The organism is Segatella hominis (genome assembly GCF_019249725.2).
In the GTDB taxonomy this organism is placed as follows: Bacteria; Bacteroidota; Bacteroidia; order Bacteroidales; family Bacteroidaceae; genus Prevotella.
In genome coordinates, this window is the sequence record NZ_CP137559.1 from 1,379,305 (window position 1) to 1,406,069 (window position 26,765).

A 26,765-nucleotide genomic window follows, 5' to 3' on the forward strand; every position below is an offset into this window, starting at 1 on the left:
ATAGATAAAACTAAGTCGATCAATAGATAAAGTTATGAGACAGTTGGCATTATACATCATCTTCCTGATGTCCATGGTTTTCACAAACTATGGCAAGGCGTCATCCGTCCCAGAAACTTTGAGTTTTCCCTTTGCAGAGTCATCAGAATCATTTCTTTCCGAGAGTAGTTTTTCCGAGAATCAATTTATTGCAGGCCAACATTATGAGAATCAAGATTCAAAGGAACTGTTCAACAAGGAAAGCCATTCCGAGGACCGACTTACTCAGATAGAACACAAGCAAAACAAGCAAGATGCACAGTTGGAAGATGCTTCTACAATCGCCTATCGCGTATGCAGCAATCGTCCACAGCGATTATTGCCAAATGGCAATATCCAGAGCAATCCATCTGCAAGTAGATTGCTTTTTAATAAAATCAAGTTTTTATCTTCACTTCTAACTGCAAATATAAGTGGCATGGAGTCTTTCCGTATGGAAACTGCCCCTATCCACTTTGATGTCGCCAGCAAATATTACGTCATTTGCCTGCGACATCTACGGTGTTAGCACTTATTCTTCTCTTTTTATATCTCATTCTGTTTTACCGCATGCTATCAGCATACGATAAGGCAGGTCACACCCACCCTTATATTTTATAAAAACAGTTCTATATATATAAGTATGTTCGAACATACAAAGACTGTTTGGACATATCAAGACAATTCGAACCTAAAGAGATGGTTCGACATTTATAAACAAGAAAAGAATAAGTAATTAAATAATATGGCAAAGATTAATCATTTAGAGATGGGTGCCGATGTTATGGCGCTCAATGATATAGAAGTAAAGAAAGGTTTCTTAGGTTTGAGCTGTAAACTCATTTACAAACCAACCAACAGTGTGATTAAGATAAAGGAGAAAGAATACTCCGCAGAGGATGGAAAGAAGTTGGGTAACATTCTTTCTGCAGATCCTAACGATGTGGAAACTGCTATCAATAAGTTTCCTGTATCTGCCATCAACATGGGCAATGTAAAGTTGGAAGCTTGCCTCTCGGATGACCATCAGTTTGTTGCCACCCAACTCCTTTCATTTCAGGACTTCGGTTACAAACCAGTCACAGAGATGGTAGTATATACAGGCAAGACAGCTGAAGCTTTCGCCAAGTTGTTTACTGCCTAATAGATAATCAAATACAAGAGGACATATCAAAAGTCACTGCGGCTTTGATATGCCCTCTAATTCTATCTCATTAAAAGTCTATATTCTCTCCCACTTTACTTTCTTGTTCTTACTACGATTTATTTGTTCCCACTACAATTCCATTTTCCTCTCCCCTACAATTCCATTGCATGACGGTAATTCATAGGAGAAAGTCCCGTATGTTTTTTGAAAAACGTACCAAAGGCAGAAGCGTTTGGAAAACTCAATTCTGTAGCTATCTGCAATATGGTCTTATTGGTATTCTTCATCAAGTAGATACTACGACGGATAATCGCCTTGAAGATAAGCTGCTGCACGGTCTTTCCACACAGAGATTTCACCATTACTGTGAGATATTTCGAAGTGACGCAGAGTTTGTCTGCATAGAAAGCCACACTGCGTTCATGCATGAAATTCTGTTCTATCAACTTCACTAAAGTTTCGAATATTTCAATTTTGCGGTCCATCTCCTTTCCTACGGGTTTGAAAGATGCAGAGAAGATACTGCAGAGCCTGTAGGTGACAGCCATGAGAAGCAGGTTTTGCTCATGACAACTATAAGTATCTCGCAGCGTCTGGCATTCCAATGTGTGGAGCATCCGAATATAATCATTCAGCATTCCTTCATATTCCGTATGCATGACGACACACGACTGAGGATAAAGAGTAGAATAAAGCCGCATGGCAACAATGGTATTTCCTAACATGTGGCGTATCTGTTCTACACGATAAAAAAGCAAAGTAAAGCATAGGTTCTGAGAAGTTTCCAAAACTTGAAACATAAGACCTTTGGAGAGAAAAACGGTCTCTCCGGCAGATGCGACAAAGGATGTTCCATCTACACAGAAACGGAACATCCCTTGTTGACAAATAATGATTCCGACAAAGTCAGAATAAAAAGGTTGCATCAGAGAATGAGGAAACTCATTGGCTTCACTGATGATGATATTATCTGTTATCTCCATGATGATTTCTTCGTTAACGGCATGGGAGCCGATGTTGATTCCCATGTTCCTAAAACGACAAAGATAACAAAATATCATTTCACTTCGCAGAATATCTTGCTAATTTATGAAATTTTAGCACAATTCTATCTTCTTCCGAGCGAATGCACATCCACATTCTTCAGCAGATATTCCCGAGTCAATTCTTTCAGATTACGCTTACGCCATGGGATAACGAGCATTAGTAGGGCACAAGCCAGACAACCATAGAAAGTCCATCCAGCCATTTCCTTGATGGTGATAAGCGTAGCCTGCACTTGTACTTTTCCCTTAACCGACATGGCCGCCATTTCCTGAGCTTCAGCATCACTTTTTCCCTGAAATTTCATACCACGTACCGTCTGATCATAAGTATTGGCAGTCTGAATGCTCGTACGATCGAAGTCCTGTGCAAACCGGGTTACATAATACTGCTGGCGATGCTGAAGTACGTTGGTGTAGAGAGCCGAACCTATACTTGGAGCAATGACCATACGCACGGTAAGCATGATGCAGACCCAAGTGGACATAAACCGGTAAGGCATACGCTGGTTGGCTATCGTGGAGATGAGTGAATAAAGCAGCATCATTCCCGTAGAACGGATGATGATAGGCCACTTCATGCGTTCATACATACCATCATTCTGTACTTCGAAATACATATACAAGGCATAGGCTCCAATGAAAAGAAAGCCCAACGAGTACATCCACTTGAGGTGTACTCCCTTCGCCCTGGCTATTACGGCAAAGATCAGGCCCACAGTATATCCCACCATCACCCAGTTGCCCAAGGTGGCATTCTGCCAATTGTCAATCTTCATACCAACATTGGTGAAGACATTGACAAACATCGCACTGGAATTGCACACCATTAGGAGGAAGAAAAGCATGATGCCATAATTGATGACTCTCAACTTGAATACCTCCATCATAAAATAAGGAGAACGGCGGGTTAACTCCAGATAGACAAACAAGCCCGTAAAGATGATGCAGATCATCGTAGAGAAACGGATTGACTCATCATCAAACCAGTCTAAGGTCTTGCCAAATACCATGACATAGACAAAGGAACAGAGCATGATACTGAACACCGTCACATTGCCAAACTTAGACATCGTAATGGGAAACTTCGGCATCGGATACTTATGATAAGGCATGGTGAAGAAGACAATGATGATGCCCGCCAACATGAATGCCATCATGAAGTGATACACATACTTCCATTCATAAGCGTATGCCAACCATGCAGTAAGCCAGGTTCCAAGCTGACCAATAATCATAAAGAAGAGATAGATAACAGGCTGCGACACCATCTTTTCGCTGTCAACAGCATCCCAGGCTTCTTCCGTAGTAGGTTCGCATCCCGGAGTGATATTTCTGGTTGCCTCTATGCCGAAAGCATACTTGATAAGCACGAAGAGATGCGCCATCAACAGGGTTTGGCGCACAAAACCCATCAGCAAGCTACATAGTCCGAGAATAAACAAAGAGTCGGTCTGAGCACAGACAAAACTGAGTACAAATAGAATGGAGAACCCCACGATACACATCATCTTCTCTCTTCGGATGCACACCAATTCATAGAAGAAAGGAGAGAAAGCCGCCATTCCTATGGATGTGCAGAAACCGGCAAAAGCGATATATTCCGACTGAATGCCCAATCCGCTCATCATCTCGCCGCTATTAGCAGAATAGACACCGCTCATCGTTATCATCGGCACGAAGAGGATGATCATGAAGATGATGCCAAGAGGTTTCGGCACCCAGTCATAAAATGGATAATTCTTATATTCTTCTAACATGTTACTTGATTTCTTCCAACATTTTCTTTCATGTTACTTATTTCCTTTCAGCGCTTATTTTTATTTCCTTTCAGCCTTCACTACCACCATCATACCTGCAGCAAGACGGGCATTATCCTCCTTACTGATATTGGTGAAATCAATTCTGACAGGCACACGCTGCTGGATTTTCACAAAATTACCTGCCGAATTATCTGTCGGAACGAGTGAGTACTTAGAACCCGTAGCACCAGAGATTGCTGTTACCATACCCTCAAACTCCTTATTGCTTACAGCATCCACCGTCATGCGTACCTTCTGCCCTACATAGAGGTTCTCTACCTGCGTTTCCTTGTAGTTGGCAATCACCCATTTCTGGCTATTAGGTAAGATATAGGTAATGGTAGTACCAGCATTCACCATCTGTCCCTCCTCGATAGAGCGTCGTCCTAACTTTCCGTCACATGGAGCCACTACCACACAGTAAGAGAGATTCAACTTAGCCATTTCCACTGCAGCCTGAGCTCGCTCGATGGCAGCAGCCACATTCTGCTTGCGGGTAGATACCTCGTTGACTCCCTTGTATGCAGCAGCCTGTTGCTTTCTTACAGACTCCAATTTCTTCTTGGTGGCGGCATATTCCACCTCAAGCTGCTCCAATTGGATAGGAGTAGCCGCCTTCTTTTCTACCAGATTGCGATATCGCTCACAGTCCTTGGCAAGCTTAGCCAGACGTACTTCGATTTCATCAATAGAAGCAGAATAAACAGAAGCAGAAGTCTCCGTAGTCTGCTGGGTAGCATCTATTACATTGGCTCCAGCCTTGGCATCCTTCAGGGCAGCCTCAGCCTCCATCAGACGAATACGATACTCACGGTCGTCAAGTACAAGAAGCGTATCACCCTTATGCACCTCCTGATGCTCCTTGAAATAAATCTTTGCGATATAACCGGAGGCACGAAGATTTACCGGTGAGATATACTGTTCTATCTGAGCATCATTGCTCGTTTCATTTGAACTGTAATCTAAAAAAAGACAGACGATTTTCCAAAGTCCGAAAACCAGAATTGCGATACCGATGAGACTGGCCACAATCTGACGAGTTCTCTGCTTCTTCAGTTTCTTGGCAGTTTCCTCATGTGATTTCTGAGTTGTCTGAGGAGTAGATACTACATTTCCTTCATTCTTTACTCCTATCGTTTCTTTTTCGTTCTGTTCCATATTTTATTCCTTTATAATCTTTATTTGTTGTTTTCTATTTATTCAATATTTCCTTATTTTTTAAATTTCCGTCTATTTATTACCATAATCAGATACCGTCACAAGCAAGCTTACTTCACCTGTTCCAACTGCCCTGTGAGTTTAAGCAGAGACAGATTGGCCACCTTATAGCGATAATAGGCATTCAGATAATTGTTCATAGCCTCACTCATGCGCATCTCATCCTGAAGCACAGCAGTCATGGAAGTTACGCCCTCCTTATACTGGTCGGCAGTCACATTATAGACATCCTGTGCAAGCACGTAATTATCCAACTGTTTCTTATAGTTGCGCTGACTGTTGTTTACCTCGCTTACAGCATTCACATAATTGGCCTGCATACCCTTGAGTGCATCCTCATAACCGATTCTGGCACTCTCCGCCTCCACTTTAGCCTTTCTGATTTTCGAGCGTTTTTCGAATCCGTCGAATACAGGCACTCTCAACTGGATGCCGAGACCATTGGAACCATACCAGTGATTAGAATCGCCCGAGTGAATCCAATGCTCTATTTTATCGGTAAAAGCTGAGTACATCAAACTACCAGTCAGACTGACTGATGGCAGATAACCATCCTTTGCCAGTTTGACCTGTTTCTGGGTCAGTTCCTTTTTCTGCTGCAGAAGTTGCAGTTCGTAGAGATTGACATTCAGACCATCCGCTTTTACGGTTTCTATCTGATTAGGATCCACATCCGTCACCTTGATATTCTTATCAGCAGGATAATCGATAACATACTTGAGCATGGTGTACTGCTGTTCGAGCATGGCTGCAGCATTATCGCGCTGTACGGTCAAATTTTCTATATTGAGGTTCACGCGTTTCAGATCCACCTCAAGACTCATCTGGTTGTCGTAGAAAGCCTGCGTGATGTCACGAAGTTCTTCCAGTCGCTTGATATTGTCGTTCACGAGACGTATCTGTTCAGAGGTATTCTGTGCCATATAATACATTTTAGCAGTCTGCATGATGAGATCCTCACGTGCCTTTTCATAAGAGAGTTTGTTGAGCTGGTCCGCTATCTTAGCAATATCAATGGCCGTATATACCATCTGATTATAGAGAGGCATCTGGAGTTGAAGCCCTGCCGAAGCATTATACTGCAAGGTCTTAGTCACATTGTAAAGCTTTCCGTATGCAGAACCGTCTGTAACCGATACGGGCGGAGTAAAATTGTCATTAAGTTGGGCTACCGCATTAATTTGTGGGAGCAACTTAGCCTGATTTTCACTGATAGAATACTTACCCTTTGCTATCTCATTACGGTTTTTCTGCAGTGAAAGGTTGTTATCTACAGCCATCTGCAAGCACTGGCTCAGCGTAAGCATCTCCTGTGCTTGAATAGCAGAGAATGCACCGAGCGCGATACAAAACAAAAATATTTTCTTCATTTTTTCTATTGATTTCTTCTGGTTTTTGTTGTATTTCTTTTGGTATGTGCTGAACGGCTTTTGGTTTAATGTAGTACTTATTCTATTTTATATAGTTCTTCTGACGTACATTTCTTATCTTATTCATGATACCAATACATGATACCAACATCATAAACCATTGCATAAAGCCTGTTCATAATACCAGGTGCAAAGTTACGACTTTTCCACTACATCTTACTATTCATAAAATATCACAATGTGTTCAAAATTGCCAAAAATCATAATCCCCCGCAACTGATGCGATATCGTATCAGCTACGGGGGATTATGATTTGTTATATTCTATGTCTTATAGAATTCCCATTATCTATGATAGATTTCCAACAGCCTCTGCCAATTGCTCGAGAGCCTGTCTGATAATCATGCGGGGACTCGCCACATTCAAGCGCATGAATCCCTCACCACCAGGACCAAACATCTCACCATCATTCAGTGCCAGGTGAGCCTTGTCGATAAAGAGGTCAAGCAACTGTTCATGGTTGAGATGCAAATCCCTACAGTTGAGCCAAACCAGGAAGGAAGCCTGAGGACGCAAAGGACGGATGCCCGGAATATGCTCCCGGCAGAAATCCTCTACGAAACGGATGTTTTCTTCAATATAAGCAAGCATCTGCTGGCGATACTCCTCTCCATGACGGAATGCTGCAATCGTAGCTATTGGCGAAAAGATTGTCGGCTCATCCAACTCGTTGGCACTCAACCAGCCATAGAATTTGCGGCGAATATCCTCATTAGGAATAATAGAATAACTGCTCACGATACCTGCGATATTGAAGGTCTTGCTGGGTGCCTGGAAAGTAATACTGATTTCTCGGGCCTTCTCAGAAACTGATGCAAACGGAATATGCTTATGCCCGAAGATGGCCATATCGGCATGTATCTCATCTGAAATCACAATCAGATGATGCTCATAACAGAAGTCAGCCAAACGCTGCAAGGTTTCTCGATCCCATGTAATACCACCTGGATTATGAGGATTGCAGAGAATGAATACCTTGCACTTCTCATCGCAAACCTTCTCCAACTGTTCGAAATCCATCTCATAATATCCATCTTCACGCATTTTCAGCGGATTGAACACCACTTCCCTGCCATTGCCCTCTGGGGTCAGACGGAACGGATGATAGACTGGTGGCTGGATAATAACCTTCTCGTCTTCCTTGGTGAACACATTGATGACCATGCCAATGCCCTTGACGATTCCTGGAATAAAACGGATCCACTCCCGCTTGACATCCCACTGGTGATGGTCTCTCACCCAATCCATGATAGATGGCAGAAAATCTTCAGGCTCTACCGTATAGCCGAAGAGAGAATGCTCCAGACGGGCTTTGATGGCATCTGTGATAAATGCAGGTGTCTCAAAATCCATATCAGCCACCCAGAGAGGAAGAAGATCCTTTCTTCCCCAACGTGGCAGCAAAGCCTCATGCTTGAGGTCACCACTGCCAGAGCGGTCTATGATCTTATCAAAATCGTATTTCATAATTTTCTTTTTTGTACAAGCTATTGCCTGAAGGTTATAAAACAAAACTGGACTCAGTGTGAGGTCAAAAACTAAACAAAAACCATCCTGAGAGCAGATTTAACCAAGTGCCTGCTTGATGTCCTCAAATAAATCCTCTACATCCTCCAGGCCAACGCTGAATCGGATTGTCGTATCCAAGACATCCATACTTGCACGCATTTTCTCAGGGAAACCTCCGAAAATCGTGCTGGCAGGATGAATGGCAAGCGAGCGGTTGTCAAACAGGTTGGTGGCACGATGAATCAACTTCAGATTGTTGATGAAATTGAAACAGGCATTCTTGCTCTCCAAATCTATACAGATCATAGCTCCAGCCGTTTTTCCAAACTGCTTGACAGCCAACTCATGGAAAGGATTATCCTCCAGACCCACATAGTTGACACGCTTGATTTTCGGCAAAGTCTGGAGTTTCTTTGCCAATTCTAATGCATTAGAAGACTGCACACGATAGCGGGCATCAAGTGTCTCCAAACCGATAGTCTGCATATAGGCTACCTGTGGAGTCATATAGGCTCCGAAATTGAATAGCATCTCCCCATAAAGACGCTTGGCAAAGTCCTTGTTGTATTCAGTACCATAATCTATCACCAGACCGCCCAACGAGGTTGCACCACCACTTACATATTTAGAACTGGATACTACCTCAATATCTACACCAAGATTCTTGGCAGAAAACTGGGTGAAAGGAATAATCGTTGTGTCTGCCACAAGTGGCACATTCTTGGCATGAGCCACTTCAGCAAGAGCACTCAGATCTGCCACCTCCAACTGAGGATTGGTAATAATTTCCAGGAATACGCAACAGGTATCATCATCTATCGCCTCTTTTACCTTTTCTATATCTGTGAGATCTACCAGATGTGTCTTTACGCCAAAACGGCGCAAAGTACCAAATAACAAAGAGAAGGTATTGCCGAAAAGATGCTTGGAGGTGACGATATTCTTACCTTGAGAAGCCAGTGCCAGTATGGTATTGCTGATGGCAGCCATACCGGAATTGAAAGCTGTGGCATGAGAGGCACCCGTAAGTGCAGCCACACGACGCTCCAGATTGGTTACCGTAGGGTTTTCTACACGAGAATAATCTGGTGCCTTGATCTTGTCTGTAAAGGCATCCGACATGATTTGCGCATTATCAAACTCGTATGCCAATGTATTATATACTGGCACACTCAAAGAATCATAAGCGTCTCGGCGCTCATAAGCCACATGGATGGCTTGTGTCTGTTTCTTCATCTTATATAATCTAAATTTTATATTTTGGTTGCAAAAGTACTAAAAAAAACAGAAAAATCATATCACATAAGTTTGGTATTTTAATGGTTTTATACTGTTTTTGCATTTCCCTCCCTCTTTCATATAATAATTTGACGTTTCTTACGTTAGTTAATGATAAAGAAACAAATTTGAAATGAAACAGAAAATCATATATCTTGCCATCTTAGCATTCACTTTTGCTACACAGGCGATGGCTCAGGGATTCACGCTGCAAGGAAGGGTAACCGATCAGGACAACAACCCGGTTGAACTCGCCACCGTCTCCGTGCTCAAGCAGGGAAAAGTGGCATTTACCTCCTTAAAGGGTGAATTTAGTATGCACCTGCAATCAGCTGATAGCGTGGTAGTTAAGTTTACCATGATAGGATACAAACCTAAGGTACGTATCCTCCGTCATCCTAAAGGAAAACAAACCCTACAAGTGGTTTTGTTTACCGATGACAATACGTTAGCAGAAGTACAGGTAACCGGACAGAAAATACAGACCGGACAAACCGAAGAACTGAAGGCAGAGGATGCCAAACTCGCACCGTCAGCATCAGGAAATGGCGTGGAAGGTCTCATCCAGCAACAAGCTGGTGTAAGTACGCACAATGAATTGTCATCGCAATATAATGTGCGCGGTGGTGCCTTCGACGAAAATTCCGTATATATAAATAATGTGGAAGTATATCGCCCTTTGCTCGTGCGCAGCGGTCAGCAGGAAGGTCTATCAGTCATCAACCCCTATATGGTGGATAAAATCGGATTCTCTACGGGTGGATATGCTGCTAAATATGGTGACAAGATGAGTTCGGCACTCGACATCACCTATAAGAAACTGCAACCTAAAGGCAGCAAAAAGACCGTTACAGAAGGCACTTTAGCAGCCAGTTTTCTGGGGGCAGATGCCTACTTCGGACTGGGAACCAAGAAGTTGTCATGGCTCAACAGCATACGCTATAAGACCAACAGTTACCTGCTGGGAACCACCGACACAAAGGCCGAGTACAAGCCGAATTTCCTCGACTACCAGACATACCTGAGCTATAGTCCCAACAAGCGATGGAAGATAGATTTCATCGGAAATATCTCCGACAACCATTACAACTTTGTTCCTCACGACCGAGAGACAACATTCGGAACCCAGCAGGACGTAAAGAGTTTCAGAGTCTATTTCGACGGACAGGAAAAAGACCGCTTCCTCACCTACTTCGGTACACTCGGCATCACCCGCAACATCACCGACAAGACCAGTTTTTCTATCCTGGGAAGTGCCTTCTATAGCAAAGAACAGGAAAAATACGATATTCAGGGACAATACTGGCTTGACCAGACAGAAACCTCTGAAAATCTGGGCGTTGGAACCTATTTCGAACATGCACGCAACTATCTCACCGCCCGCGTCTTGAGTGCCAAGGCCATCCTGAAACACAAGACAAAAAAACATGACATCGAAGTGGCATATACCTATAAGAAGGAACATATCTCTGAAAATTCTGTAGAATACGAGATGAGGGACAGCGCTGGCTATAGTGTTCCTCACAATGGAAAAGACCTCTACATGATATACTCGATGAAGGCAAGAAACACCCTCGATGCCAACCGCACGGAAGCCTATCTGCAGGATACCTATCGTTTCACGAGTCAGGGAGGACATACCCATTTCACGCTGAACTATGGTGTGCGCATGAACCATTGGAGCCTCAACAAGGAAACACTCTTCAGTCCTCGTATCTCTCTCGGTATCATCCCAGCCTACAGCGAGAACACCACATTGAGATTTGCAGCCGGACTCTACTATCAGGCACCATTCTTCAAGGAATTGCGCGATACATCTACTGTTAACGGCATCACTTATGCCACACTCAATGAAAAGATCAAGAGTCCGCGAAGCATCCATTTCATAGCAGGCTATGACTACCGTTTCCGCATCAACAACCAGCGCTATCGTTTCACGGCAGAAGCCTACTACAAGGCATTGGGTAATCTGATTCCCTACTCTGTCAACAATGTCAAGGTGGTCTATTACGGAGAAAACAGAGCCAGTGGTCACGCTGCCGGTATCGACTTGAAACTCTATGGAGAATTTGTACCGGGAACAGATTCCTGGCTTACCTTCGCGCTGATGAATACACAGATGAAACTGAACGGAAAGGGCGTGCCGCTACCTACAGACCAGCGATTTGCCGTAAACCTCTTCTTCACGGATTACTTCCCAGGAACAGAGCGGTGGAGAATGTCGCTAAAACTTGCTCTGGCAGACGGTTTACCATTCTCTACACCACACAGAGAACTGGAGACCAATACCTTCCGAGCACCAGCCTACAAACGTGCCGACATCGGTATGAGCTATCGCCTGCTCGACAACAGCAAGGGCACCAAGAAGAGTATCTTCAAGAATATCTGGCTGGGTGTAGATTGCCTCAATCTCTTCGGTATCGACAACGTCAACAGCTATTACTGGGTAACAGACGTAACCAACCAGCAGTATGCAGTACCGAATTATCTGACAGGCAGACAGCTAAATGGCCGAGTCCTCATCGAATTCTAACCATTTCGGGTTGTCAGATTATTATTTCGGGTTGTCCAGAAAGGCTAAAATGAACATTTAGCAGAACAAAATGAACATATTTTTGCATAATTCGTAATATTTAACCGCAGATAGTTCGCTATCTGCGGTTTTTTTAGTATCTTTGCCACCGATTTGTGCAATGTGGACCCATCCGTCCCATTGCATACACTCCATAGAATAAAAAACAATACATAATAATCAATTATGAGTAAACAAATAGAAAAGATTAAGGAGCTGATCGCAAAGCGCGAACAGGCTCGTCTTGGCGGTGGCGAGAAAGCTATCGAGAAGCAGCATGCACGTGGCAAATATACAGCTCGTGAGCGTATCGAAATGTTGGTAGATGCTGGCAGTTTCGAGGAGTACGACATGTTCAAATTGCACCGTTGCACCAACTTCGGTATGGAGAAGAAACAATACCTCGGTGATGGTGTCGTAGCAGGTAGTGCTACTATCGCTGGCCGCTTGGTTTATGTATATGCTCAGGACTTTACCGTAAATGGCGGTTCACTCTCTGAGACTATGGCACAGAAGATTTGTAAGGTAATGGATATGGCTATGACCATGGGTGCACCTGTCATCTGCATGAACGACTCTGGTGGTGCACGTATCCAGGAAGGTATCTGCGCCCTCGCTGGTTATGGTGAGATTTTCGAGCGCAACATCCTTGCTTCTGGTGTCATCCCACAGATTTCTGCCATCATGGGCCCTTGCGCTGGTGGTGCCGTTTACTCTCCAGGTTTGACCGACTTCATCATCATGAAGGAGCAGACATCTTATATGTTCCTGACTGGTCCTAAGGTGGTTAAGACTGTAACAGGCGAGGATATCGATGCTGAACACCTCGGTGGTGCATCTGTCCATGCTACCAAGAGTGGTGTAACCCACTTCGCAGCTAAGACAGAGGAAGAGGCTATCGAGATGATCAAGAGCCTGCTCTCTTACATTCCAAGCAACAATACAGAAGAAGCTCCACGCGTAGAGTGCACAGACCCTATCGACCGCATGGATGATTCCCTGAACGAGATTATTCCTGATGATCCAAACCAGGCATACGATATGTACAAGGTAATTGGTGCTATCACAGACAACGGCGAATTCTTTGAGGTTCAGCCTAAGTTTGCTAAGAACATCATCACAGGTTTCGCTCGTTTCAATGGTCAGAGCGTTGGTATCGTAGCCAACCAGCCTGCTGCTTACGCAGGTGTGCTTGATGTAAATGCCAGCCGTAAGGCAGCTCGCTTCGTACGTTTCTGCGATGCATTCAACATTCCTATCGTATCTCTCGTTGACGTACCAGGATTCTTGCCAGGTACAGGTCAGGAGTACAACGCTGTCATCCTCCACGGTGCACAGTTGCTCTACGCTTACGGCGAGGCTACCGTGCCAAAGATCACTATCACATTGCGTAAGAGCTATGGTGGTAGCCATATCGTGATGGGTTGCAAGCAGTTGCGTGCTGACTTGAACTTCGCTTGGCCATCTTCAGAGATTGCCGTAATGGGTGCCAGCGGTGCTGTTGCAGTCCTCTGCGGTAAGGAAGCTAAGGCTAAGAAGGAAGCTGGCGAGGATGTAAAGGCATTCTTGGCAGAGAAGGAGCAGGAATATACAGACAAGTTTGCTAATCCTTATCAGGCTGCCCAGTATGGTTACATCGATGATGTTATCGAGCCACGCAATACTCGTTTCCGCATCTGCCGTGGTTTGGCTCAGCTCGCTACCAAGCGCCAGAACTTGCCTGCTAAGAAGCATGGTTGTATGCCAATGTAATGATATCATTAAACATTAGAATAAATGGATAAGAATATTTATGCTGCGATTGCCATGGCTCTCTATGAGTATCAGGGTAATAACGTACATGACAAGGAATCAGGCATCATCACCATCAAGCCACGTCAGACTATGTGGAATGCCAAGTTCCTGAGTTTAACAGCCAAACCATAAAAAATAAGAAATGAAAGAGTTTAAATATACAATCGACGGAAAAGAATATAAGGTTCAGATTGACGGTGTTGAGGGTAACATCGCAAGCGTGAACGTGAATGGCGAAGCTTACAAGGTGGAAATGGAACAGGAAGCTGAGCCAGAGAAGAAGAAGGTAGTGCTCGGTCAGCCTGCTGCTGCATCTGATGATGCTGAGGCTACTCCTGCTGCCAATGTCAACACAGCCAACGCTGTGAAGGCTCCTCTCCCTGGTACTATCACCAGCATCGAAGTTGCTGTAGGTCAGGAAGTGAAAGCTGGCGATACCGTTGTCGTTCTTGAGGCTATGAAGATGCAGAACAACATCGAGGCAGAGAAAGACGGTAAGGTAACTGCTATCTGCGTAAAGCCTGGTCAGGCTGTTCTCGAAGAGGATGCACTCATCGTTATCGAGTAATCTCCTCTCTTAAAACAAGATTCGTGTAAACGAAACTTCATATTTACGTCCCGATATATTCTTTTATATCGGGACGTTTTTTTGTCTGTCAGGGACCACTTTTATTTTTGCCTGCCCAGGGAAAAATTTTTGCGTGGGCACGCAGAAATTCTTCCTCGGGCAAACGGTTATTTTTCCACAGGGACAAACTTAAATTATATTTCACCAAACAGACTTAATATTCTCCCTTCAGTACAGACCGAAGGTCTATTACTATCTGTCAGAAATCCACTCCAGCAGAGAAAGCAACCGGTATCAGATATGCACAAATCCGGCTGGCGCATTCAACCGCTGCCCTTTTGTTCTGACATACTTCAGAAACTCCACCACAACTGGATTCTTCGGTTTTCCTGCCGTTACAAGATAAAGATTGCGGGCTGGCGGTGCAGGATATTTTTCCTTTGCAATAGCCTCCATCAGTTCATCCAAAGTTCCATAAAATTTTTCTTCCTCATCCATTTTTCCATTACCATTCACATCAATAGGAACGATGGCAATCCCTTTCGTGGGTTTATGCGTCTTATCATGATAGGCATAACCGATATTATTAAATCCTATACCATTCACATCCTTCTGTAAGGTTTCCGCCACGCCTGGGTCTCCAAAGACACCCGTGCCTTTCAGATCTTCCTGCTTCTTCCCCAAAAATGCCGCCCAGGTCTCGGCAGCACCACAAGCATCACTACGGGTATAGACATTCAGTTTCGTCTTTCCTTCCCAAATCTCTTGAGCCTGTTGCTTACTCAAACCTGTCTTCAACAATTCCTTATAAATAGGATTATTAACATTGACCGTAGCCACCACAGCATCTTTCGCCACCGCAAAAGCGAAGGCACCTCTCTCCTTCTCCTGAGGTTTCAGTTCACGACTTACCATCGCAATATCCACCTGGTCGGCAAGCACATCAGTAATTCCCTTTCCTGCCCCACCTGCCGAAATATCAATATCCACCTCGGGATGAAGCCGGTGAAACTCATCAGCCCACTGAATTGCCAACGGATAAAGCGCAAAGGCTCCCGACAGCGTGATATATCCACTCAGCACCTCTCTGCCATGAGCATCACGCTTCACTTCCCCCTTGCTGCTGCAACCTGCCAGCAACAAGAAAGCGCCTAATGCTATGATTCCTATCGTCTTCTTTTTCATATTCATAACTTGCTTAAAATATACTTTACATATTCGTATATACATCCATTCTCAGTATATACATCAATCTGGCTGCAAAGGTATGAAGATTATACCAGAAACACAATACCACAATTGCAGCATTCCTATATACCACACATAGGGTATGAATTTACCCTATGTAGGTGATTGCCTGGCCCCCGAAAACTTCGTACCTTTGCAAACGGAAATAAGAAGTAACAACACAGAGGATTACACCTTATTATATATATAGGTGTATGAATCATAAAATATAGGAGATAAAGATATGGCTATTCAATTTGCTCACAACACCCAAGCACAGTTAGACACCAGAAATCTGAATGTCTATATCAACGGTGCCCAGATTCTGAAAGATGTAAACGTAAGTATCCCAAAGAACAAGATTACCTGCATCATCGGTCCTTCTGGTTGCGGCAAATCAACTTTACTCCGCACTTTCAATCGCCTGAACGACCGCGTGGAAGGTCTGAAAATGAATGGTGAGGTAAACTTAGGTGAAAATAATATCCTCGAAGCAGGCAGCAGCAAGCTCTCTGAAGTGCGCCGCAACATAGGTCTCGTACCTCAGCGCCCATGCCCACTCCCTATGAGCATCTACGACAACGTGGCATACGGCTGCCGTATTCATGGCATCCACAACAGAAAAAAGCTCGACAGCATCGTAGAGCATTACCTGAAAGCAGTAGGTCTCTGGGAGGAAGTGAAAGACAGACTGAAGACTCCTGCTTCCAAGTTGAGCGGCGGTCAGCAGCAGCGCCTCTGCCTTGCCAGAAGCCTTGCCGTAGAACCAAGTTACCTCCTCGCCGATGAGAGCACCTCTGCTCTCGACCCTATCAGCAGCAAAAAGGTAGAACAGCTCTTCACTGAATTGAAGAAAGACTATAGCATCGTGATGGTGACACATACCCTGCGCCAGGCACTCCGCATAGCCGACCATGTCATCTTCATGTATCTCGGCGAAGTGATCGAAGAAGGAAGCGCAGAAGAAGTATTCAAGAATCCAAAGCACGAACTGACCAAAGAGTATCTGAACGGAGCGTTCAGCTAAAATAATCTGGGGCAAGACGTGCTATCATAGGCTTACCAAAAACAAAGCTTTCCATAATAGCATCCCTAAATATACATACAATTGCTGTAAAAAATAGTATAAAAATACATTTCTTGCAGCAATTTGTTACTTTTCTCCAATTTTCTTTGGCAGTTTGACAGAAACTTTGTATTTTTGCGGTCAAGTTTTGTTTCAGCCCCGGTCGTTTCGGGGGGAACACTACATTACCAACAAAAATCAATAACAAATGAAAGTATTAAAATTCGGCGGAACATCTGTTGGTTCCGTAAAAAGCATCCTCAGCTTAAAACGTATCGTAGAAAATGAGGCTAAGAAACAGAGTGTAGTGGTTGTCGTGAGCGCACTTGGCGGAATCACCGACAAACTTCTGCAAACGTCTCAGCTTGCCCTCAAGGGTGATGAACAATGGAAAGTCGAATTCGACGCCATGGTTGATCGCCACCACAAGATGATAGACACCATCATCACCGACACCTCAGACAGAGAAAACTTATTCAAATCGGTCGATGCCCTCTTCGAGCAGTTGAAGAGCATCTATTTCGGTGTGTATCTCATCCACGATTTAAGCGAAAAGACACAGGATGCCATCGTGAGCTATGGAGAAAGGCTCAGTTCGAAGATCGTTGCCACATTGATTCGTGGCGCCAAGTGGTTTGACTCACGTAACTTCATCAAGACAGAGCGTATCAATAGAAAGCATACCCTCGATAGTGAGTTGACCAACAAATTGGTAAAGGATACCTTCGCAGAGCTGCCTCGCATCTCTCTCGTACCGGGTTTTATCAGCCGCGACAAGAATACCGAGCGTACTACCAACCTCGGACGTGGCGGTAGCGACTACACCGCAGCTATTATCGCAGCAGCACTCAATGCAGAAGTGCTTGAAATCTGGACCGATGTGGATGGCTTTATGACTGCAGACCCACGTGTCATCAAATCAGCTTACACAATCAACGAACTGAGTTACATCGAAGCGATGGAGCTTTGCAACTTTGGTGCAAAGGTCATCTACCCTCCTACTATCTACCCAGTTTGTGTCAAGAATATTCCTATCAAGGTCAAGAATACCTTCAACCCAGAGGCTCCTGGCACCATCATCAAGAACAAGATTGATGGCGACTCCAAACCTATCAAGGGTATTTCTTCTATCAATGGTACAGCACTTATTACCGTAACCGGTCTTTCCATGGTCGGTGTCATCGGCGTCAACCGCCGTATCTTTACCGCTCTTGCCAATGAAGGCATCTCTGTGTTCATGGTTTCCCAGGCATCTTCAGAGAACTCTACCTCTATCGGTGTAAGAGAGCAGGACGTAGAAGAAGCTGTAAGAGTATTGAATGAGGAATTCAAGAATGAGATTGCCGACGGCGCCATGTTCCCTATGCACGCAGAATGCGGTCTGGCTACCATCGCCATCGTAGGTGAGAACATGAAGCACGCTGCAGGTATCGCTGGTAAGCTGTTCGGTACACTCGGACGAAGTGGTATCTCAGTCATCGCCTGTGCACAGGGTGCTTCGGAGACCAATATCTCTTTCGTAGTAAAGAGCGATTTCCTCCGCAAGTCATTGAACGTATTACACGACAGTTTCTTCCTTTCAGAATACAAGGTGCTCAATCTCTTTATCTGCGGTGTGGGCACCGTGGGTGGCAAACTGATTGAGCAGATCAAGAACCAGTACGAAGAACTCAAGGAGCGCAACAAACTCAAGCTCAACGTGGTGGGTATTGCATCTTCCCACAATGCCATCTTCGACCGTGACGGTCTCGACCTCGACAATTATCGTGAGGCTCTGAAGGCTTCAGAACCAAGTACCAACGAGACCCTGAAGGAAAAGATTCTGAATATGAATATCTTCAACAGCGTATTCGTGGACTGTACTGCAAGCAAGGATGTGGCAAGTCTCTACCAGAGTCTTCTGGAGCACAACGTGAGCATTATCGCAGCCAACAAGATAGCTGCTTCCAGCGAATATGAGAACTATGAGCGATTGAAGAAGACGGCCATCCAGCGTGGTGTCGTATTCCGTTTTGAAACCAACGTAGGTGCTGGTCTTCCTATCATCGGAACTATCAACGACCTCCGAAACTCTGGTGATAAAATCCTTAAGATTGAGGCAGTTCTGTCTGGTACGCTCAACTTTATCTTTAACGCTATCTCTGGTGTCGTACCATTCTCTGAGACCGTTCGCCTCGCCAAAGAGAAGGGCTATAGCGAGCCTGATCCACGCATCGACCTGAGCGGTATGGACGTTGTACGCAAGTTGGTTATCCTCTCTCGTGAAGCAGGCTACCGTGTAGAACAAGATGACGTTGAAAAGAACCTCTTCGTACCAGACGAATACTTCCAGGGCAGTCTGGATGATTTCTGGAAGAAGTTGCCTGAGTTGGATCCAGAATTCGAGGCAAAGCGCAAGACCCTCGACATCGAGCACAAGCGCTGGCGCTTCGTGGCAACCCTCGACGGTGGCAAGACCAGCGTAGGCTTGCAGGCAGTAGGTCCAGAGCATCCGTTCTACAACCTCGAAGGCAGCAACAACATCGTGTTGCTCACCACCGAGCGCTACAAGGAATACCCTATGATGATTCAGGGTTATGGAGCCGGAGCAAGCGTAACTGCAGCCGGTGTATTCGCCAACATCATGAGTATCGCCAACATTTAATCGTATCATACCAATAAAAGGATAACAATTATGAAGCATATTATCATACTTGGCGACGGCATGGCTGACCACCCAGTGGAGAGACTGGGTGGCAAGACCTTGCTGCAATACGCCAACAAACCATATATGGACATGCTTGCCAAGATGGGAAAGACAGGCAGACTCGTTACAGTACCAGACGGATTTCATCCAGGTTCTGAGGTAGCTAACAGTTCTATCATGGGCTACGATCAGAACGAAGTCTATGAGGGACGCGGTCCTCTGGAAGCAGCCAGCATCGGCTATGAGATGAGTCCGAATGATTTCGCCCTTCGCTGCAATATTATCAATGTGAACGATGGCATTATCATCACCCACAACGGAGGCAATCTGGAAACAGAGGATGCAGATGTACTCATCAAGTATCTGAACGAGAAACTCGCCAGTCAGTATCCTGGCATCGTGAAGTTTATCACAGGTATCCAATACCGACACCTCCTGATTATCAAGGGAGGTAATAAGTATGTGGATTGTGCTCCTCCTCACGATCATCCGAACGAGGAATGGAAACCACTTCTGGTAAAACCGATGGAGAACGTAGATGCAGCATTGCTCGCTGCGCATGACAAGGATGCCAACGGCAAGGCTATCGATCCGTTAGCCGATGAATACCGCATGAGCGCACAGCAGACTGCCGATCTCCTGAATGAACTGATTCTGAAGAGTCAGGAAATCCTGGAGAACCACCCTTTCAATGTGGCACGCAAGGAACGCGGAGAGCGCATGGCTAACATCATCTGGCCTTGGGGCGGCGGTTATCGTCCTCACATGCTCACGCTCTCACAGATGTATCCTCAGATCAAGCGAGGTTCTGTCATCTCTGCAGTCGATCTGATTCGCGGTATCGGTCATTATGCCGGTCTCCGTAACATCATCGTGGAAGGAGCGACAGGTCTTGCTGACACCAATTATGAAGGTAAGGCGCAGGCTGCTATTGATGCTCTGAAGGAAGGCGACGATTTCGTATATGTACATGTAGAAGCAAGCGATGAGGCCGGCCATGATGGCGATCTGGAGTTGAAGATCAAGACTATTGAAAACCTTGACAGGAGACTCATCAAGCCTATCTACGATGAGGTTTCCAAGTGGGATGAACCAGTATGCATCGCCATCCTGCCTGACCACCCTACTCCAGTAGAAATTCGCACCCATGTGAAGGAGCCAGTACCTTTCATCATCTACTACCCAGGCATAACACCTGACGAGGTAGAGAAATACGACGAGGTAAGTTGCGTACGTGGCAGCTATGGTCTGCTACAGCTGCAAGACTTCATGAATGCATTCATGGCCATCAAATAATGTTTATCAATTAAACAGACATCATTAACATAAAAAAAATTGGAAAAATGAAATATTATTCAACAAATAAGAAAGCACCGATTGCCGATCTTCACAAGGCAGTAGTAAAAGGTTTGGCAGAAGACCGCGGTCTCTACATGCCTGAAATCATCAAGAAGTTACCAAAGGAATTCTTCGACAATATCGAAAAGTTCTCTTTCCAGGAGATAGCTTATCAGGTGGCAGACGCTTTCTTTGGCGAGGATGTGGATGCAGACTCTTTGAAGAAAATCGTCTATGACACCTTGGCATTCGATTGCCCTGTCGTAGAGGTAGAACCAAACATCTACTCTCTGGAATTGTTCCATGGTCCTACTCTCGCTTTCAAGGATGTAGGTGCCCGTTTCATGGCCCGTCTGTTGCAATACTTCGTACGCCAGGAAGGCAAAGAAGAAGTGAATGTGCTCGTTGCCACATCTGGTGATACTGGTTCAGCCGTAGCCAATGGATTCCTCGGCGTAGAGGGCATTCATGTCTATGTACTCTATCCAAAGGGTAAGGTGAGCAAGATTCAGGAAAGCCAGTTTACTACCCTCGGTCAGAACATCACAGCCCTTGAAGTGGATGGCGTTTTCGATGACTGTCAGGCACTCGTAAAATCAGCTTTCATGGATGAGGAACTGAATAAGCACATGAAGTTGACTTCAGCCAACTCTATCAATGTAGCTCGCTTCCTGCCTCAGGCATTCTACTATTTCAATGCCTATGCACGCATGAAGGAGAAAGGATTGGCAGACAAGTTGGTAATCTGTGTACCAAGCGGAAACTTCGGTAATATCACAGCCGGTCTGTTCGGTCACGAGATGGGCTTGCCTATCCACCGCTTCATCGCAGCCAACAATGCCAACGATATTTTCTACAACTACCTGCAGACTGGTGAGTACAAACCTCAGCCAAGCAAGGCAACCATTGCCAACGCAATGGACGTAGGCGACCCAAGCAATTTCGCCCGCATCTATGATCTCTACAAGGGCAATCATGATGCCATCACAGCCTATATCAGCGGTGCCACCTACAAGGACGATCAGATAGCAGAGACCATGAAGCAATGCTACAATGACACCAAGTATGTACTTGACCCTCATGGCGCTTGCGGTTATCGTGCCCTGAAAGAGCAGTTGAAACCAGGCGAAGTAGGTGTATTCCTGGAGACCGCTCACCCAGCCAAGTTCAAGGAGAAGGTAGATAGCATCCTCGGTTCTGACATCGAGATTCCTGCACGCCTTGCCGAGTTTATGAAGGGCAAGAAGCAGAGCATCGAAATGACCAAGGACTTCGCTTCATTCAAGAACTATCTGATGAACGAATAAAACATGTGAACGAATAAAAAGACACATGTGGAACGAATAAAAAGACAAAAGTTTCTCTCTTTGCAACCCATCATCTAAATGGAATGGCAAGCAATCAGAAAACATCATAAGAGCCTTTCTGTTTTTCGGCAGAAAGGCTTTTTTGTGCTTTGTGGACGCCAATTTGTAAACTCCATATTACAGATTTACAACAATTAGCACAAAATTCTATAATTCATAGCCAATAATTTGGCAGTATCAAATAAAATTATTATTTTTGCCTACAGTTTCAGCAGGACAATCATGATTAGCAGCGGCAAGCTCTCCTAAAGCCCATCCTATGCGAAGTTGTGCAGTATCCATGCAAAGTAGTAAATAAGTTAATAACAACTAAAATAAAATTTAGGTAAAATGAAAATTGAAGATTTTAACTTTGCCGGTCACAAGGCAATCGTACGCGTTGATTTCAATGTGCCATTGGATGAGAATGGTAATGTAACTGACGACACTCGTATCCGTGGTGCCCTCCCTACTTTGAAGAAGGTACTCGCAGACGGTGGTGCTCTTATCATGATGAGCCACATGGGTAAGCCAAAGGGCAAAGTTAAACCAGAACTTTCTCTTTCTCAGATTGTAAAGAACGTTTCTGACGCTCTCGGTGTAGAGGTTAAGTTTGCTAAGGACTGCGGTAACGCTGATGCTGAGGCTGCTGCCTTGAAGCCAGGTGAGGCTCTCTTGCTCGAGAACCTTCGTTTCTACCCAGAAGAGGAAGGTAAGCCAGTTGGCGTAGAGAAGGGTACTCCTGAGTTCGACGCTGCTAAGGCTGAGATGAAGGAACGCCAGAAGAAGTTCGCTGCTAAGTTGGCTTCTTACGCTGATGTATATGTAATGGACGCATTCGGTACAGCACACCGCAAGCACGCTTCTACTGCAGTTATCGCTGACAGCTTCGATAAGGATCACAAGATGCTCGGCTTCTTGATGGAGAAGGAAGTAAAGGCTGTTGATGCAGTACTCGGCAACATCAAGCGCCCATTCACAGCTATCATGGGTGGTTCTAAGGTTTCTACTAAGATCGGTATCATCGAGAACTTGTTGACCAAGGTTGACAACCTCATTCTCTGCGGTGGTATGACTTATACATTCTCTAAGGCTCTCGGTGGCAAGATCGGTATGTCTATCTGCGAGGATGACAAGCTCGACGTTGCTCTCGATGTAATCAAGAAGGCTAAGGAGAACGGCGTAAACCTCGTACTCGGTACAGATTCTATCTGCGGTGACGATTTCAAGAACGACTGCAATACACAGGTTTGCCCATCTAACAACATCCCTGACGGTTGGGAGGGTATGGACGCAGGTCCTGAGACTCGCAAGGCTTTCGCTGCAGCTATCAAGGGTGCTAAGACTATCCTCTGGAACGGTCCTGCTGGTGTCTTCGAGTTCGACAACTTCGCTGGTGGTTCTAAGGCAATTGCTGACGCAATCGCTGAGGCTACTAAGGAGGGTGCATTCTCTCTCATCGGTGGTGGTGACTCTGTAGCTTGTATCAACAAGTTCGGCTTGGCTGATCAGGTTTCTTACATCTCTACTGGTGGTGGTGCTCTTCTCGAGGCTATCGAGGGTAAGGTATTGCCAGGTGTAGCTGCTATCGAGAAGTAATAGCTAAACACATTTAATTATCTAAAAGTAATCGTCAGGACTTTCCCGGATTTCAGGAAATATTCCTATAGAAAGCTTGAAGATAAAGGAAAATATAAGTTCGAGGGCATCCTCTTTAGTGGTGTCCTCGAATTTTCAGTTTTAGCAAATACCCCTAAGAATCTACAACTTAACAATAATAATGGATTGGATTATTAATCTATTTACCAATACGGAATCCGTGGCTCACATCGCCCTACTCTATGCGATTGTCATTGCCATCGGCGTGTATCTCGGTAAAATCAAAATCGGAGGTATCTCTTTAGGTGTTACCTTCGTTCTCTTCGCTGGTATTCTCGCAGGTCATGTGGGATTCACAGCACCAAAGGATATCCTGACTTTCATACAAGACTTCGGATTGATTCTCTTTGTCTTCATGATTGGTCTTCAGGTAGGTCCTGGTTTCTTCGAGAGTTTCAAGAAAGGCGGTGTCACCCTCAACTTGCTCTCTACAGGAGCCATTTTCCTCAACGTATGCGTGATGTTTGCATGCTACTACTTGTTCTTTGACACAAGCAACCCTAACAACCTTCCGATGATGGTAGGTACGCTCTATGGTGCTGTAACCAATACCCCAGGTCTTGGTGCTGCCAACGAAGCGTTGCTCAGCGTATTCCCTAATGGTGCGCCAAGTATTGCCAATGGTTATGCTTGCGCCTACCCTCTTGGTGTGGTTGGCATCATTGGTGCTACCATTCTGATCAAGTATATCTGCAAGGTAAACCCTCAAGAGGAGGAAGAACAGTTGAACATGGAAGATGCAGCCAACCCACATGCCAAGGCACACAACATGCACTTGCGTGTGGAGAATGCTTATATCGCAGGTCGCACATTACGTGAAGTATCAGAATTTTTGAACCGCGACATTGTATGCTCACGTCTCTTGCACAAGGGCGAGGTGAGCATCCCAAATAGTAAGACAACCTTTGAGGTAGGCGACGAACTCCTCGTAGTTTGTGCTGAGGCTGATGCAGAAGCAATCAAGGCATTCATCGGCCCTGAGATTGATGCAGAATGGGACCGCGAGAAGGATGAGGTTCAGCACTTTGTTTCCCGCCGCATTATCGTTACCCGTCCAGAAATGAACGGTAAGACCCTCGGTAAGATGCACTTCTCCAGCGTATATGGCGTGAACGTAACCCGTATCTCCCGTCAGGGAATGGACATCTTTGCTGGCCGCAACCACCACTTCCACGTAGGTGACAAGATTTTGGTAGTAGGTCCTGAAGAGAATGTAAACCGTGTGGCAGAAATGATGGGTAACTCCGTGAAGCGTCTGGATGCACCTAACATCGCAACCATCTTCGTAGGTATCATGGTAGGTATCATCTTCGGTAGCCTCCCATTTGCAGTACCAGGAATGCCAGTTCCTCTGAAATTAGGTATCGCGGGTGGTCCGCTGATCATCGCTATTTTGATCGGCCGATTCGGTTATCACTTCAAACTGGTGACTTATACGACCACATCTGCCAACATGATGCTACGAGAAATCGGACTGGTATTGTTCCTGGCAAGTGTGGGAATCAAGGCTGGAGCAGGATTCTGGGATACAGTAGTACAGGGAGACGGACTGAAATACGTAGGTTGCGGTTTCCTCATCACAGTCATCCCTATCCTGATAATCGGAACCATCGCCCGTCTGAAGTATAAGTTCAACTACTTCACCATCATGGGTATGCTTGCAGGTACCTATACCGACCCACCAGCATTAGCTTATGCAAATGCTTCATGCTCGAAAGAGGCTCCTGCAGTAGGCTATTCTACAGTTTATCCGTTGAGTATGTTCCTCAGAATTTTCTCGGCACAGATTGTTGTTTTGTTCTTCTGCGGATAATATAGCTTACAATTACTGAAATAAGCTTAACAAAAAGTTATAAATTATAAAGAGGTGCGCATTTTTCAAAAAATGTGCACCTTTTTTATGGTTTATTCCCAAATAATTCGTATCTTTGAGCCAAGAAACCTAAGAATAACCCTTTAACGTTAGAAGCGTATGAAGAAATTGGGACTTATATTAAGCATAGGGTTCATCACATCCTTGCCCACTTGGAGCCAAGGAGCCAAAAGCATCCGGATAACGGAGGTGATGACCAACAACCGTACAAGCATTGTGGATGAGTACGGTGCACATAAATCATGGGTGGAACTATCCAATTCCTCGTTTACAACCTACAACATTCGCGGTATGTTCCTGACTACCGACCGGAGAGTTCTCGACAAAAAGATGTCGCCCGAAGAACGGCGAAAGCTGATGTGCCCTCTGCCGAACAACGAGCCTCGCACAACCTTGGCTGGCAAGAAAAGTGTGATTATCTACGACCGGTATATCTGGCATGAAGATTCGGAAGAAACATGCCCAGACTGTTTTCCTAAGGGAAGAGGACACTTCAGATGGTTGAGCGAAGGTACAGGACCTTTCCAACTGAAACTCGGATTGGTTCCTCTCAAGAAAATCGCAGATGCATTCCATGAAAAAAACAACTGGATTGCTCTCTACGATGGTAATGCTGTAGATCTGATAGACTCTATCAGTATTCCGTGGTTGGCAGCAGACCAATCCTATGCTCTGACCAGCGATTTCAAGACTTGGAAGATTAGTAAAGCGGATGAAGTAACTCCCGGTTATTTGCCTCTGAGCACCGGGCTCAGCAAACCCCAGATGCTCAAGAAAACAGATCCTCACGGCTACGGTATTGCCATTCTCTCCATGGGCATCGTCTTCTCCTGCCTTGCCCTCCTCTTCATCTTCTTCTGGGCTTTCGGCGCTTACATGAAGCACAAACAGCGTATTGCACGTGCCACGGAGAAACATGCCAACCTATTGTATAAGACTGGTAAGAAAACCCTTGAAGTGACATCAGAAATCAGTCACAAAACCAACGTGATACTCAAGGATGGTTTGACAACTAAGGGTATTGACAAGGAAATCTATATGGCTGTCATTTCATTGGCGCTAAAAGAGTATCTGGAGGATGTACATGATATTGAATCCGGTATCATCACCATCAAACCAAAACAGACAAGATGGAATGCCCCGAATTTTAATAATAAGTGAAGAGTGAAGAATTCAATAGCTTTACTGATT

General features: G+C 45.1%; 20 protein-coding genes. 13 read left to right on the forward strand and 7 right to left on the reverse strand.

The features are described from left to right. The first annotated feature begins 34 nt into the window (after window positions 1-34). Both KUA50_RS05660 and KUA50_RS05665 read left to right on the forward strand, forming a co-directional pair. A complete protein-coding gene (locus tag KUA50_RS05660; RefSeq protein ID WP_218457183.1) occupies window positions 35-547 on the forward strand; it encodes a hypothetical protein in 513 nt (170 codons plus the stop codon). 216 nt (window positions 548-763) lie between these two features. Continuing rightward, a complete protein-coding gene (locus KUA50_RS05665; protein ID WP_118116980.1) occupies window positions 764-1,162 on the forward strand; it encodes a hypothetical protein in 399 nt (132 codons plus the stop codon). Window positions 1,163-1,317: 155 nt separating this feature from the next. Here KUA50_RS05665 and KUA50_RS05670 read toward each other — a convergent pair whose 3' ends face one another. The 6 genes from KUA50_RS05670 to KUA50_RS05695 form a co-directional block, all read right to left on the reverse strand. Beyond that, window positions 1,318-2,193, reverse strand: coding sequence for an AraC family transcriptional regulator (locus KUA50_RS05670; protein WP_218457182.1), 876 nt, complete (start codon window positions 2,191-2,193; stop codon window positions 1,318-1,320). An 80-nt stretch (window positions 2,194-2,273) separates the two neighbouring features. Then, on the reverse strand, window positions 2,274-3,968 hold the full coding sequence (locus KUA50_RS05675) for an MFS transporter (protein ID WP_218457181.1): 1,695 nt from the start codon (window positions 3,966-3,968) through the stop codon (window positions 2,274-2,276). Window positions 3,969-4,028: 60 nt separating this feature from the next. Further along, window positions 4,029-5,168: an HlyD family secretion protein gene (locus KUA50_RS05680; RefSeq protein WP_256624287.1), complete on the reverse strand. Its 1,140-nt coding sequence runs from the start codon at window positions 5,166-5,168 to the stop codon at window positions 4,029-4,031. A 110-nt stretch (window positions 5,169-5,278) separates the two neighbouring features. Next, window positions 5,279-6,598, reverse strand: coding sequence for a TolC family protein (locus KUA50_RS05685; protein WP_218457180.1), 1,320 nt, complete (start codon window positions 6,596-6,598; stop codon window positions 5,279-5,281). Window positions 6,599-6,946: 348 nt separating this feature from the next. After that, entirely contained in the window at window positions 6,947-8,125 is a 1,179-nt protein-coding gene (locus KUA50_RS05690; RefSeq protein ID WP_256624286.1) for a PatB family C-S lyase, read from the reverse strand. A 99-nt stretch (window positions 8,126-8,224) separates the two neighbouring features. Further along, a complete protein-coding gene (locus tag KUA50_RS05695; RefSeq protein WP_218457179.1) occupies window positions 8,225-9,403 on the reverse strand; it encodes a trans-sulfuration enzyme family protein in 1,179 nt (392 codons plus the stop codon). Window positions 9,404-9,578: 175 nt separating this feature from the next. Between KUA50_RS05695 and KUA50_RS05700 the strand changes: the two genes are divergently transcribed. From KUA50_RS05700 to KUA50_RS05715, 4 genes are all read left to right on the forward strand, one after another. Continuing rightward, on the forward strand, window positions 9,579-11,978 hold the full coding sequence (locus tag KUA50_RS05700; RefSeq protein ID WP_218457178.1) for a carboxypeptidase-like regulatory domain-containing protein: 2,400 nt from the start codon (window positions 9,579-9,581) through the stop codon (window positions 11,976-11,978). 225 nt (window positions 11,979-12,203) lie between these two features. Continuing rightward, on the forward strand, window positions 12,204-13,769 hold the full coding sequence (locus KUA50_RS05705; RefSeq protein ID WP_118116975.1) for an acyl-CoA carboxylase subunit beta: 1,566 nt from the start codon (window positions 12,204-12,206) through the stop codon (window positions 13,767-13,769). Between the two features lie 24 nt (window positions 13,770-13,793). Beyond that, the gene (locus tag KUA50_RS05710) at window positions 13,794-13,943 is read left to right on the forward strand and encodes a hypothetical protein (RefSeq protein ID WP_022111024.1); all 150 of its coding nucleotides are present in this window, start codon (window positions 13,794-13,796) and stop codon (window positions 13,941-13,943) included. A 10-nt stretch (window positions 13,944-13,953) separates the two neighbouring features. After that, the gene (locus tag KUA50_RS05715) at window positions 13,954-14,379 is read left to right on the forward strand and encodes a biotin/lipoyl-containing protein (protein ID WP_022111025.1); all 426 of its coding nucleotides are present in this window, start codon (window positions 13,954-13,956) and stop codon (window positions 14,377-14,379) included. A gap of 294 nt (window positions 14,380-14,673) precedes the next feature. On the opposite strand, the gene KUA50_RS05720 is transcribed toward KUA50_RS05715, so the two are convergent. Beyond that, a complete protein-coding gene (locus tag KUA50_RS05720) occupies window positions 14,674-15,564 on the reverse strand; it encodes a PstS family phosphate ABC transporter substrate-binding protein (protein WP_218457177.1) in 891 nt (296 codons plus the stop codon). Between the two features lie 286 nt (window positions 15,565-15,850). Between KUA50_RS05720 and KUA50_RS05725 the strand changes: the two genes are divergently transcribed. The 7 genes from KUA50_RS05725 to KUA50_RS05755 all read left to right on the forward strand — a co-directional run bounded on the left by KUA50_RS05725 (window position 15,851) and on the right by KUA50_RS05755 (window position 26,735). Then, window positions 15,851-16,633, forward strand: coding sequence for a phosphate ABC transporter ATP-binding protein (locus tag KUA50_RS05725; protein WP_218457176.1), 783 nt, complete (start codon window positions 15,851-15,853; stop codon window positions 16,631-16,633). A gap of 247 nt (window positions 16,634-16,880) precedes the next feature. Continuing rightward, window positions 16,881-19,316 carry a bifunctional aspartate kinase/homoserine dehydrogenase I gene (gene thrA, locus KUA50_RS05730; RefSeq protein WP_218457175.1) on the forward strand — a complete coding sequence of 812 codons (2,436 nt, stop codon included), beginning with the start codon at window positions 16,881-16,883 and terminating at the stop codon, window positions 19,314-19,316. A gap of 30 nt (window positions 19,317-19,346) precedes the next feature. Then, window positions 19,347-20,654 carry a cofactor-independent phosphoglycerate mutase gene (locus tag KUA50_RS05735; RefSeq protein WP_218457174.1) on the forward strand — a complete coding sequence of 436 codons (1,308 nt, stop codon included), beginning with the start codon at window positions 19,347-19,349 and terminating at the stop codon, window positions 20,652-20,654. Window positions 20,655-20,701: 47 nt separating this feature from the next. After that, the gene (gene thrC, locus KUA50_RS05740) at window positions 20,702-22,003 is read left to right on the forward strand and encodes a threonine synthase (RefSeq protein WP_022111030.1); all 1,302 of its coding nucleotides are present in this window, start codon (window positions 20,702-20,704) and stop codon (window positions 22,001-22,003) included. Between the two features lie 390 nt (window positions 22,004-22,393). Continuing rightward, window positions 22,394-23,641 carry a phosphoglycerate kinase gene (locus KUA50_RS05745; protein ID WP_134844063.1) on the forward strand — a complete coding sequence of 416 codons (1,248 nt, stop codon included), beginning with the start codon at window positions 22,394-22,396 and terminating at the stop codon, window positions 23,639-23,641. 181 nt (window positions 23,642-23,822) lie between these two features. Next, window positions 23,823-25,514, forward strand: coding sequence for a putative transporter (locus tag KUA50_RS05750; protein ID WP_022111032.1), 1,692 nt, complete (start codon window positions 23,823-23,825; stop codon window positions 25,512-25,514). A 159-nt stretch (window positions 25,515-25,673) separates the two neighbouring features. Further along, window positions 25,674-26,735 carry an OadG family protein gene (locus KUA50_RS05755; RefSeq protein ID WP_218457173.1) on the forward strand — a complete coding sequence of 354 codons (1,062 nt, stop codon included), beginning with the start codon at window positions 25,674-25,676 and terminating at the stop codon, window positions 26,733-26,735. Window positions 26,736-26,765: the final 30 nt, after the last annotated feature.